The sequence below is a fragment of the Actinoplanes oblitus genome, assembly GCF_030252345.1.
GTDB classification, from domain to species: Bacteria; Actinomycetota; Actinomycetes; order Mycobacteriales; family Micromonosporaceae; genus Actinoplanes; species Actinoplanes oblitus.
On sequence record NZ_CP126980.1, the window covers coordinates 4,159,642 to 4,171,139 of the forward strand.

Annotated in this window: 9 protein-coding genes, 1 tRNA gene and 1 CRISPR repeat array; of the genes, 4 read left to right on the forward strand and 6 right to left on the reverse strand. The window is 67.2% G+C overall.

The window, feature by feature from the left end; translation table 11 throughout:
• Nucleotides 1-742 precede the first annotated feature (742 nt).
• Nucleotides 743-1,152: direct repeats of the CRISPR family, unit length 38 nt; unit sequence CCTTGCCGCCGGCATCGGCCGACGGCCCTATTTGCGAC.
• An 829-nt stretch (nucleotides 1,153-1,981) separates the two neighbouring features.
• Complete coding sequence (locus Actob_RS18705) at nucleotides 1,982-2,881, forward strand: hypothetical protein (RefSeq protein ID WP_284921527.1); 900 nt, start codon at nucleotides 1,982-1,984, stop codon at nucleotides 2,879-2,881.
• Nucleotides 2,882-3,001: 120 nt separating this feature from the next.
• Here the strand turns inward: Actob_RS18705 and Actob_RS18710 are convergent, their stop codons facing one another.
• From Actob_RS18710 to Actob_RS18730, 5 genes are read right to left on the reverse strand one after another with little or no spacing between them, the layout of a single operon-like run.
• The gene (locus tag Actob_RS18710; RefSeq protein WP_284921528.1) at nucleotides 3,002-3,649 is read right to left on the reverse strand and encodes a PIG-L deacetylase family protein; all 648 of its coding nucleotides are present in this window, start codon (nucleotides 3,647-3,649) and stop codon (nucleotides 3,002-3,004) included.
• Nucleotides 3,643-4,509 (reverse strand): 5'-3' exonuclease, encoded by an 867-nt coding sequence (locus Actob_RS18715; protein ID WP_284921529.1) that lies wholly within the window; start codon nucleotides 4,507-4,509, stop codon nucleotides 3,643-3,645. The genes Actob_RS18710 and Actob_RS18715 overlap by 7 nt, the downstream gene beginning before the upstream one ends.
• Nucleotides 4,509-5,651 (reverse strand): glycosyltransferase, encoded by a 1,143-nt coding sequence (locus tag Actob_RS18720; protein ID WP_328518436.1) that lies wholly within the window; start codon nucleotides 5,649-5,651, stop codon nucleotides 4,509-4,511. Before Actob_RS18720 ends, Actob_RS18715 begins: the two co-directional genes overlap by 1 nt.
• Nucleotides 5,648-6,154: a phosphoribosyltransferase gene (locus Actob_RS18725; RefSeq protein ID WP_284921531.1), complete on the reverse strand. Its 507-nt coding sequence runs from the start codon at nucleotides 6,152-6,154 to the stop codon at nucleotides 5,648-5,650. The genes Actob_RS18720 and Actob_RS18725 overlap by 4 nt, the downstream gene beginning before the upstream one ends.
• A 60-nt stretch (nucleotides 6,155-6,214) precedes the next feature.
• On the reverse strand, nucleotides 6,215-6,523 hold the full coding sequence (locus Actob_RS18730; protein ID WP_284921532.1) for a hypothetical protein: 309 nt from the start codon (nucleotides 6,521-6,523) through the stop codon (nucleotides 6,215-6,217).
• 195 nt (nucleotides 6,524-6,718) lie between these two features.
• On the opposite strand from Actob_RS18730, the gene Actob_RS18735 reads away from it, so the two are divergent.
• On the forward strand, nucleotides 6,719-7,351 hold the full coding sequence (locus tag Actob_RS18735; protein ID WP_284921534.1) for a hypothetical protein: 633 nt from the start codon (nucleotides 6,719-6,721) through the stop codon (nucleotides 7,349-7,351).
• A 578-nt stretch (nucleotides 7,352-7,929) separates the two neighbouring features.
• Here Actob_RS18735 and Actob_RS18740 read toward each other — a convergent pair.
• Nucleotides 7,930-8,454 carry a hypothetical protein gene (locus tag Actob_RS18740; RefSeq protein ID WP_284921535.1) on the reverse strand — a complete coding sequence of 175 codons (525 nt, stop codon included), beginning with the start codon at nucleotides 8,452-8,454 and terminating at the stop codon, nucleotides 7,930-7,932.
• 1,612 nt (nucleotides 8,455-10,066) lie between these two features.
• Between Actob_RS18740 and Actob_RS18745 the strand changes: the two genes are divergently transcribed.
• Together Actob_RS18745 and Actob_RS18750 are read left to right on the forward strand one after the other, a co-directional pair.
• Entirely contained in the window at nucleotides 10,067-10,849 is a 783-nt protein-coding gene (locus tag Actob_RS18745) for a transposase family protein (protein WP_284921247.1), read from the forward strand.
• Nucleotides 10,850-11,045: 196 nt separating this feature from the next.
• Nucleotides 11,046-11,132, forward strand: a tRNA-Arg gene (locus tag Actob_RS18750).
• Nucleotides 11,133-11,498: the final 366 nt, after the last annotated feature.

Consider the following 11,498-nt stretch of genomic DNA (forward strand, 5'->3'; position numbering starts at 1 on the left):
TGACGGACTGGCAGAACGACAAGATCATTCGGCCTTTGCAGTTCGCTCAGGCGATCTTGCCCTCGTTGCGACGCGGACAGCCTCGACCGGCAGCTCTACGGGGCGTACGAGCTTGCAGCTTGCCTCGGGCGGGCTGCCCTCATTGCGACAAGGTCGGCGCGCAAACGGTCGATGATGAGCCGTTCTTGCAGTGCGCCTCGGCGTACTGCCCTTCGTTGCGATCAGTACAGGTCTTTGCCGTAGGCGAGTTCGAGGTCTTGGCATGCGGCCTTGTTGCGGCATCCCCGCGCAGCCCTGTGGCACACCCTCGCCGGACGATCCACCATGATCTGGCCAATCTGGCGGCAACCCTCGACCCGCACGCCGTCCAAGCCCTACTCGAACACCCCGCCCTAACACCCACCGAGAACAACGGCACCACTACCGTCTCGCGTTCCAACTGGAAACCACTTGGCGTCTTCGCCGTTGGCGGCGCCGTCCGCCAACCCACCGACGGTGGAAAATCCGCCGGCCCGCTGACCCCCCACCTCATCCACGCCAGCCACAACGCGTTCAAGTAACCGACCACCCCGCGCGGACCCGTTCATTGACAAGTAAAGATCGAAAGAATCCACAACCAGGAACCTCAAGCACGACCCAAAGACGGGGAGGTTCCCGACTCAAAATTCGGACGAACTGCACATGGTTACCAAAAGGCCGGTTAATAACCGATAGCCGAGAGCAATAGCCCCAGGTCAGAAAGCCTTGCCGCCGGCATCGGCCGACGGCCCTATTTGCGACATCATCGCTCTGATCTTCGCGGGCGTGCAGGTCGCCCCTTGCCGCCGGCATCGGCCGACGGCCCTATTTGCGACTTCGACCCCAAGGCCGAGGACCTGGTCGCCAACCTGCCTTGCCGCCGGCATCGGCCGACGGCCCTATTTGCGACATGATCTTCAACCACTGGATGTACCACGAGCGAGACGTTTGCCGCCGGCATCGGCCGACGGCCCTATTTGCGACGCCGCGATCGGCTCGCTGATGGCGATCCGGATCTCGGACTTGCCGTCGGCCTCGGCCGACGGCCCTATTTGCGACCACAACGCCCGTGACACGTCCCGTGAGCTGGAGCCGCCTTGCCGCCGGCCTCGGCGGACGGCCCTATTCGCGAGGTTTCCTCGATCAGCTTGTAGATCCACGGCGCGAACCTTGCCGCTGGCTCGGCCGACGGCCCTATTTGCGACAACCCAACCGGCGCGCAGACCTACAACCAACCGCCGCTTGCCGCCGGCATCAGCCGACGGCCCTCCTTGCCACACCTTCGGCGCGGCAGCACGAAGGGCAGGCAACCATCTTGCCGCCGGCATCGGTCGCCGGTCCTCTTTGCGAACAGGATGACGGCGACTACATCCGATCGAAGTACCCCTTGCCACGGCATCAGCCGACGGCCCTCTTTCCGACCAGCAGACTCCGCCCTGGTGGGGCACCCGCGAGCACTGCCGCCCAGCACCGGCCGACAGCCGTCGTTGCGACACCATGAAAGGGCCAGCCGGGTGAGGTGCGAGCCCCCATCGCTTGCCGTCGGCGCCAGCCAGCGGCCCTCTTTGCGCTTAGGACGCCGCGTGCCGGGAGGCGGTCACCCATAGGCTCGGCCGTCTGCACGTGACCATCACCTTCGCCCATGACCCCATTGCGGGGCCTGCTCCAGATTACGCAGTTCCGTTGCTGTGCCACCGGTGGCTTCGGCCGCGACGATCACCTGCGCTGCGATCTCGTCGGCGACAACGACTCGGCGGGTGCTGAGGGCAAACGGCCGAGCTGCCCGGAGGGAGGTCCTTCGGGACGTCGGCTACCGGGCCGTGAGCAACGTTGTCGCCGCCTCTTGAAGGGTGCTGCGCGGCGCCCACCACTGGCTGTTGAAGGTCTGGTCACGACACCGTTCGTGTGATCTCACGGCCGCGCCGCACGCGGACTCGCCAGGCGGGCCGCTACCGTCGCGGCCATGACGCCCGGACGTGGCCTGCTGCTTTGCTGTCTCGCCGTTGGCGCTACCGCCACGCTGGCTGCCTGCAGCAGCGCCGCACCGGCCGCATCGCCCGCAGCCAGCTATGACAAGGTCATCGCCCAGGTGTATGGCACTCCGGCTCAGCGCCGAGCCGCCGACGCGCGCGCCTGGTGGACCTCCCGCCTCGCCGCGGTGGAGTGCATGCGTCGTGCCGGCCACGTGTATGGAATCGTCGGGTACAACCCGCCCAGTGACCGCGAGCACGTCATCCCGGGTGACCTTCTGGCGTTCGCCCCAGCAGGCCAAGATCTTGACGTCGCTGACCAGCTGGTCCGGGCCGCCGACGCCCGTCTCGTCCTCGATTCCGAGGGCCGCAGCGTCGCCAATGACAACGGCTCCACCGATGTGGACCGTGTCGCGGCGGCCCGCCGTTGTGAGAGCGAGGTGGCCGTGGCCGCAGGCCCGCGTGTGCCCGACGGCCAGCAGGCTCTGGCCGCTCAGCTGGTCGACCGGCTTCGGCACGTACAGGACGCGACGGCCCCGACCCTGGCCGCGGATTACGGGAGGTGCATGGCCGCCGCGGACATCCCCGCCGCCGACCTGGCCACTCTGCGGACCCGGGTGGAGCGGGCGTTCCCGGCGACCCTGGCAGCCGTCGAGTATGACCCGACGAAGTTGCCCGGGTGGGCTCAGGCCGTAGCGTTCGAGCACCGTGCGGCTGCTGCCGACGCGGGCTGCAGAGAGGCGGCCGTCACGACCGTCCGTGCGGCTGCGGCGCCGCAACTGGTCGAGTTCGCACGCCAGCATGCCGCCGAGCTTGACCGGGTGGCCGCCGGCTGGACATGGATCGAGGCCGACGCGCGCAACGCCGAATACGCAGCGATGCCGGAGGACTAGCTGGCTTGCGGCCGTGCCGAGCGAACAGCAGCTCATCCACCGACAACCGGACCACGCCGGCTGGTTCCAGCACGGGCCGGGCGTACGCGTGTCGCTACCACCGGCTCGTCAGGCGTTGACTCATCCGGCATCGTCGCCGACGGACTTTGGACGCAGCCCGGACAAGCCCGCTGCTTCGGGAAGGCGGCCGAGAACGGGGACGGGAGCGAACGCCTCGGCGTAGCGGGCGCCGATGCGCAGGCCGTGGAGCCTGCCGAGCACCTCAGCCATCGGGCCGAAGTGCTCGGCGATGGGCTGCGAGGTATGGGACTGCAGGGCCCGGACCTTGGTATCCCACTGCCCGGAGACGTTGATCATGACGGGCAGATAGATTGGCCGGCCATGGCGGTCGAGGTTGTTGTAGCCGTCGCACATGTACACCCGCGCGGGAAGTCCGGTCTCGATCACCACGTCGGGCAGCGCCCTGATGACGAGCTCGGCGGTGCGCCGGTGATCGGGGTGCACGTCGTCGACGTGATGCGTCACGACGACCTGCGGCCCTACCCGGCGAAGGAGCTGCTGCACGGACCTGATGGAAAGCTCCAGCAGCAGTTCGAGGCGGGCGCCGAGGATGCTGGCACCCCCGGCAGCCTCAGCGTCGCGGACCGGATCGTGTGCGGCGACGGCGATGATCGCGGATGCGGCGGCGGCGATCGTCGCGCCTGCCCAGAGTTCGGCGTCGTCGGGGTGCGCCATGATCGTGAGCAGGTCGACCGCGGGTTTCACCATTGGCCGATCGCCTCCACGACCGCGGCAGGTGTCGGCAGCGGCGCGGACGGCTCACCGGTGGGTTTGATGTCCAGTGGCAGAGCCTGGTTGAGCCGGATCATGGTGCGCCATCTCAGGACGTCGTTCCAGGCGTCGGACAGGGCAGCGGTGCGGCTGCCGCTCATCCGGCCGTTCTCGTGAAGGGTCTCCAGTGTTTGCCCGTCAGCGAGCAGCGTCGCGGCGGTCCCAGGGCCGATGCCGCGGACGCCGGGGATGTTGTCGGCGGGGTCTCCGGTCATGGCGCGGAAATCGGCCCATTGGGCGGGAGTCACCCGGAACTTGGCGAGCACGGCCTGTGCGTTGACGTGGCGTTTGCCGCGATGCATGGCGGTGTTGAGAACAGTGACTCGCTCGTCGATGAGCTGGTAGAAGTCGCGGTCGCCGGACATGATGTAGACGCGCCGGTCAAGGTCGGCGGCGGCGAGGGTGGCGATGACGTCGTCGGCTTCCTGGTCATCGAGCTCGACCCAGGCGATGCCGTGCTTATCCAGGGCATCCTTGACGGCCGGCAGCTGCCGGATCGGGGCCATTGCGTTCTCATCGATGGGACGCTGGGCCTTGTACGAGACGTCGGTGGCCTTGCGGGCTGCGGTGCCGTGCTGGCCGTCGAAGACCACGATGATCTCGGGCGGGTGCGGGAGTTCCTCACGGACGGCAACGCGCAGCAGTGCGAAGAACCCGAACAGGCCGGTGATGTCGCGCGTCTTGTCCTTCGATTCGATCTTGGCTGGGAAGCCGAAGGTGGCACGCCACAGTAGGTTGTGGCCGTCGACGAGTAGCAGCGGGACGGACGGGTCGGGACGTGACGGGACAGCGCCCATCAGCTCACCACCTTGAGAAGTAGGTCGTCAGCGATGTGGGCGGGCCGATAGTCCCGTGCAAGGTAGTAAGCAGCCCGTGATGCTGCCTCGTAACGTACCGGATCGGCGCGTAGCTGCCAGGCGGCACGCCACAAGGCTTGGGGCCCGGCTTCGAGGTCGACGAGTACGCCGCCGTCACCGATCAGGGCCGGTAGATTGCCGGTGCGGTAGGCGATGACCGGGGTGCCGCCGGCCATCGACTCCAGTGCCACAAGCCCGAACGTTTCGCGTAGGTACGGGACAATTACCAGTGCGGCTGCGGCGAGCCACTTCGGGGCCTTTGCCCAGGTCAGGCCGTCACCCAGTGAGATTGCTGCGGCATCGCAGTAGGCGGTGCAGTGTGTCATCGTGTCGTCCTGGCTGCCGATGACCGCCTCGAAACCCGCCTTGGCCAGCGCCACTTCGATCGACGCCTGTGCGTCACCGATCCGGTAGGTTCGCCGGTCGGCACGTACCTGCGCGTCGCTGGCCGCGGCGAGTAGCGGCACGATCCCTTTCTCCGGGGCCGGCCGTGCCATCACTCGAATGGGGCCGCTGGTGCGCAGACGGGCTCTGCCCTGTGGGTCGGGCGGTGGCGGCTCGGTGAGCAGCGGGTTGGGCTGGATCTGCCAGGAGCTGCTGTCGAAGCCGCGTGTGGCGGCCTCGGCTCGCGCGGAGGCGGAGGGGACGAGCACCGCATCCGGCTTCTGGGCGAGGGCCAGGTCGACGTCGACGTCGTGGCCGATGACGTGTGCGGCGAGGATCCGGCGGTGCGGGATGGTGGCCGGCATGATGCGGCCCAGACCCCACAACGCGTCGACGTAGATCACGGCGTCCACCTGGAACTCGCGGTAGATGTCGCCGAGTTCGGCGGTGATCAGGTCGGCTGCGGTGGTGATCGTGGCCCGCAGCGTCTGGTCATCGGACGGCCACGGCACACGCAGGCTGGTGAGCTTGCGGATGGTCGCGCCGGCATACCGGGCGGGCGCGGCGGGTGCCGCGGTGATGATGATCGCGCGGTGGCCGAGCGCGGCCAGGCCGGCGGCGAGACCGGCGGTGGCGCGTTCCATCCCGGCGGGGGCGTCGGGGGTAAACGAGACGAGCACGAACGCGATAGTGGTCATCGACGCTGCACCCGCTCCGGGATGGTCAAAACCTCAGTGCGCTGGCCGGGATCGAGATCGGGCTCCCACGGGAAGTGCACCCAGTCGGCGACGTCCCACAGCCACAGATCCGGCGTGTACGCCGAGCCGAGGTTGCGGCACAGAGCGACGGTGCGGATGTTGGCGTCCGCCTCCAGGTACGGGCCGAGAGCGTCGATCACCGCCGCGAACGTTTCGCCCGTGCCGCAGATGTCATCAACCAACAAGATCTCCCCGAAAAGCTTCCGGCTGTTCAATGCCTCGGCGAGGCCGGTGACGTCGACGATGACGGAGCCGGTGGCCTGCTGGTAAAGCTCGTCGGTGGGACTGTGCTGGGCGCGGACCGTGTGGGCGAGCCGCCCGGCGGACTTCGCGATCCGCTCGGCGGGGATCCGGCCGCTGCTGGCGATGCCGATGGTCACCGTGAAGCACGCGCACTTGACGAATGCGGCGCTGGAGAGCATCTCGCAGCCTTCGGCCAGCACGGGTCGGTGACCTGCCAGATCCGGTGACGCTCGAAGACACGCTGCCCGCTGCCTGCCGTGTCATGCTGCTGCCACCGGTTCGGGCAGCAGATCAGCTGCTTCGGTCAGCGGCGTGGTGCCGGCGATCTGGGTGCCGTGCGGATCGTTGCGCCAGACCCGGGCGTCTGCGCGGATCACGGTGAAACCGCCAGCACCGGCCCGGGTCCGCAACCGCAGCCGGAATCCGGCAGGAACGGCGAGAGCGTCGACGAGCTCGGTGGTCTCATCGTCGGTGAACATCTGCCCGGTGACGCCTGCGCCAGCCCCGATCGGCAGCATCTGCAGGCTAGTGACGCCGCCGGCGCCGAGCCGCACCGCGAGGTCGACCATGGCGGCGGCCTCGGCCTGGTTCGAGCGCATCAACACCATCTGTAGCTGCACGGGCAGGTCCGCTGTGACGGGCCGCGCGGACCCCGGCGGTCGCCCGCCTGTAACTGCCGCCGAGCGATGCGAGTCGTGGGTTTTGCCGGTGGGCGCCGTCGAAGCTTACTCGTACGGCACCCTCGCTCCGGCCCGCTGGCGTTCGTGTGCGCGGCCGCGCTCAGCGCGACGATCGGCGCGTTCGTGCAGTACGCCGACCAGGCATGGGTCGACCAGTCCAAGAAGGTCGACTGGGAAAAGGTGGGCGCTCACGCAGCGCTCGGTGCGGTGGAGGGGCTTGGCGGCAAGGGCTTCTTCAACAAGTATCTGCCAGCCGCGAAGAAGTGGGCCACGAAGGCGATGGACTGCATTGTGAAGCAGTCGAAACACTTCGTGAAGAGCGGTCGAATTTACGCCGCGATAGCCGCGATGTTCTCGATCGTGATGCAGACACTGTCGAGAAGGCGAAAAAGTGATTCCGTCTCACGGAAAGGCGAGGTGGCGGTGAACCACGAACCCCGCAAGTCACCCGCTGACCCCACGTCCTCGACACCACTGGACGGTCCGGCTGGCCCGCTCCACCAGACGGATCCAGTAGGTGAGGACAGCGGCACGATGCAGAGCCTTCTGGCTGCGCAGGTCCTGGTCACGCTTATCGCTCTCGGATACGGCGTCTTCACCGGCGACTGGTCGGAGACGTGGACGATGATCGGCGGGTGCCTGGTCTTCGCGGCTGCTGCCTGGGTCTTCTTCCAAATCCGCACAATGCTGCGGGACCGGCGTCGGCCCGGCCGGTAGACAGAAGCCGCCGGCGACGGGATGGCGCAGATGACGTGACAACTCACGGCGGTCCTGCTCTTTTCCGAGGCACTGCCAGACCGCGGCCAGGTTGGGAAGTGCCGCCGCCGTGGTGATGCCGGACTGGCCAGGAAAGCCCCGCATCATGGCGATGCTCTGTCGGCGCTGCGCGCACAACGGTAGGTGCGCCTGCCCATCGACAGCCTCGGCGGGTCGCAGGCAGGCGATGTGCGAGCTGGGATCCACGGTGACGCAGCACTCGATGGTGGCCGGCGTGAAGTCGTCGAAGAGCAAACCGAACCCTGACAGCCGCTCGGCGAGTTCGCCGCTGCGACAGTCGCCAGCCCAGACTCGGTCGCGACACAACCGGTAGCAGAATCCCTCACCATCGACACTGGGACGTCGCCATCCTGGACCGGCGTCTGGACCACACCACCCGGGTCCTGCCCGAGGACTGCCACGTCGCCCTGCTCGGCGTCGACAGCCTCGCGCCGCGACGGCTGATCTCCGACACAGGTTGGAAGCTCGCCATCGACGCCGGCCTCGGTGTTGGGCCGGCCGACTTCAACGCCGTCCTCCTACGCCGGTTCCCCGCACAGACCCCCAGCGACCAGGTGATCGGATGGAAGCACGACATTCCCCGTCAACACCGGCCGGCTACAGCCGCGCTCGCCGACCTCGAACGCCGCGACCAATGCGGTTCCGTCGAACTTGCCGGAACTGCCGTCGGAGCAGCCTTCGTCGGCGCCGTCACGGCAGCGCTCGTGGTCGCTCAAGGTGCCCGCGCTGTCCTGACCGGAGACGGATTCGACACCATCACCGTTCACATGCAGACCGACGATGCCACTCTCGCACCCGCCACCGGCAACGCTGACGTGATCCCGGCACAACTTGGCAGCTCGTAGTCGCAAAGCCTGCGTCAGGCGGCTCGTATAAGGCATGACGAGTGACGGAATCGCGGCCTGCCACATTGGTCCCAAAGGATGATCGGATCGCATGGCTCGCGAAGGACGTGAAAAATGAATGACGCTGCGCCCATGACCTTTCGTCGGAACGGCGTGACCGTCACGATCTCGGCGGAGCCGCCGCCCGTACACGCTCATACTGACGAGCATGCTCGGTGCCGGATCCCCGGCCGCCCATCGACAGACCGCCTGGTGTTCTACCCGGTCTCGCACGCCGACCTGGTCCTTCCGGTCGAAGAACCAGGAGACGTCGAGTCCTGCCAACGGCAAGACATCGGGATGTGGCGCGCGGGTGTGCGCGTCCGCGACCAAAAGCCAGCCAGCACCGGGCTGCCATTCGGGCTACCCAGCCGGCACCTGCTGATGTTCTTGTGCACCGAAGCGCGGCGGACGGGGGCGCACGATCGCGGTGAAACCGCACGAAGTGCACGCATTCCTGGCCCGGCTGGGAAGCCTGCCACTTTTCGACATGTCCGTCTGGAATAACCACCTCGCCCGGGTCATCAAGCACCACTGGCTCCTGTCCAATACCCCGAAGCACGTCAACCCCACGAACATGCTCATCTCGCAATGGCGTTGGCACGGCAAGGGCCACGGCAAGGGCCCCCTCGAACCGGGAAACGACTGCGCGGGAATACTCACCCTCGATCACCGAGTCGCCGAGACCGCCCTGGACTGGGTAACGCTGGACGCCGACCACGTGTGGCAGTTCAGTCACCGGTCCTGCACCGCGCTCGACGTCTACATCTGGATGACAGCGGTGGCCGGGCAGCCTCAACGACACCAGCCAGTTCTCCTGGACCGACCTGCATCGTCGGTTTGGCGCCCAGGGCGCCGAGCCGACCGCGACCCGGGTGCACCTTCAGAACCTGATCGAGGACGCTGCCGCCTGCGCAACCGTGGCCGTGCACGCCGACACCACAGGTATCGAACTGCGGACCCTCGTGGAACCAGCCGACGTGCTCTTCGACATGGACCGAAGGATTTGGGGTGCCGAGAAGTGGCCCGCGAACGCAGGGTAGATGTCGTCCGTGCGGCCCCCGCCTATCTCAGCCGACCAAGGCCAATAGGGGTCGCCTGCCAAACACGCGGGCGGTGTACGAGAAGTACGGATCGCCCGCAGGTCAGCGTGTGAGCAGCCACCACGACGCGCTGGAGCGGCATGCCGCCACCAGCCATCAAGTCGTACTAATGTACGAGATTGTTGACCAGCGCGCCCTCGGGCGCACGGGCGAGGGGAACACCGGTGGTCGGTAGCAAGGTGACGGATCAGAAATGGGTCTTTCGGCCGCGGGGCTCGCGGGAGGCTGAGATCGCGGCGCTCTCGGGCGCCGGCATCCATGGGGCAGGCGCCGTAGGGCCGGACGGAACTCGCGAGCTAGTGCTGCAGGACGGCACGCGCGTTCGCGCTGACCGCACCGAAGTCGTCAGCGAGTAAACCGCGAACGCCCCGTGGACAGGGCCTCGAGCGGACATCACAGCTGACCCAAAGGCGATCGGCGTCGCACGCTGACACCGGCGATGAACACCGCGCGGCCGGTTACTGCGCGTGCCGTTGAGTAGTTGGGGTCCGATGCCCCATCACCGGCCGGAAAATAGTGGTAGCGGCGAGCTTCGACGCAGAGTGAGCTTTTTCCAAGCTGATCTTGCAGCTCATGGCAGGTATAGCAGGGCCGGTGATCGATGGGTGCGAGGCTCCAGGTAGGACAGCTGTCGACCAAGACTCGAAGCCCCGACCGGGAGCCTCGCCATGCTGTCCTACCCTGCCACGATCACGTTGTCCAGCCGGACCCTGAACCACCTCGCCGAACGCATCCGCACCCACCGCCAGCAGCGCAGATCGCGATGGCGGCGACTGAACCCCGGCCGTCAGGCCCTGCTCACCCTGGCCCACCTTCGCAACGGCGACACCTACACCCGCCTCGCCGCCGGCTTCGAGATCGGCATCGCCACCGCCTGGCGCTACGTCCAGGAGGCGATCGCCCTGCTTAGCGCAGCCGCCGACGACCTCGCCAGCGCGATGCGGCGTATCCAGCAGCTGGCGTACGCGATCCTGGACGGCACACTGATCTCGATCGACCGGGTCGCCGACCAGAAGCCGTACTACTCCGGCAAGCACAAGCGGCACGGCGTCAACGCGCAGGTCATCGCCGACGCAGCCGGGCGTCTCGTGTGGGCCTCGCCGGCGCTGCCAGGCTCGACCCACGACCTGACCGCCGCCCGCACCCACGGCATCATCGACGCGCTCACCAGCGCCGACGTAATGACCTTCGCCGACAAGGGCTACCAGGGCGCCCGCGGCAGCGTGCGCACCCCGTTCAAGCAGCGGCGCTTCCGGCCGAAGCTGTCACGCCGGCAGAAGGCGGTCAACCGGGCGCACGCGAAGATCCGCGCCCGCGGCGAACGCGCGATCGCAACCCTCAAGACCTGGAAGATCCTGTCCAAGCTGCGCTGCTGCCCGCGCCGCGCGACCGCGATCGTGCAGGCCATCCTCGTCCTGCATCACGTCGAAGCCAACCGCTACGCAGGATGAAAAGGGCTCAGTGATTTGATCACGTGGTGATCCGGTGGTGATCGGATGTCGGCGACCGTTTCAGCACGGACGCGACTAAATTTGCAGGATCGATTGCATGGCGCCGCCCCGAGTGGCGCCTAAATCATGCACTCGCCCGGTGCCTGCGGAAACTCAAACCGACTCTGACCTGGCTTAACGCCTTCGTCCCGGCCTTGCGGGGCAGTGGTCACGGAGTGTACTCGTGACACTAGGCGTCTGACTGCGGATCAGAAGGTTAGGGGTTCGAGTCCCTTCGGGCGCACTTTCGGCAAAGGCCGTGACCTGCGGAAATAAGGGTCACGGCTTTTCTCTTTCCCACTTCTGCTTCACCGCATCCCGTCATATGGAACGTAGGTGATCGGTGGGTGACCATACCTCGATGGCGTGACGATTGCAGTGGAAGTCGCGTGGCTTGCGGAAGCTCCGCCAGGGGCTCGATGCCCCTGTCGGCTACTGGAGTAGTGCCGGAGGGCGGCGCGGCGCGTGCCTCCTGCGCGATCGCCTAACTGAGCAGCGTAGGGCGACAGCTTCGCCGTCGGCGGAAGGCTGTGCAGCGTTAACCACGATTGAGGGAGGTATGGGTTACCCCTCAGATGGCCGAAGGCACCTAGGCTAGTCCTTCACATCC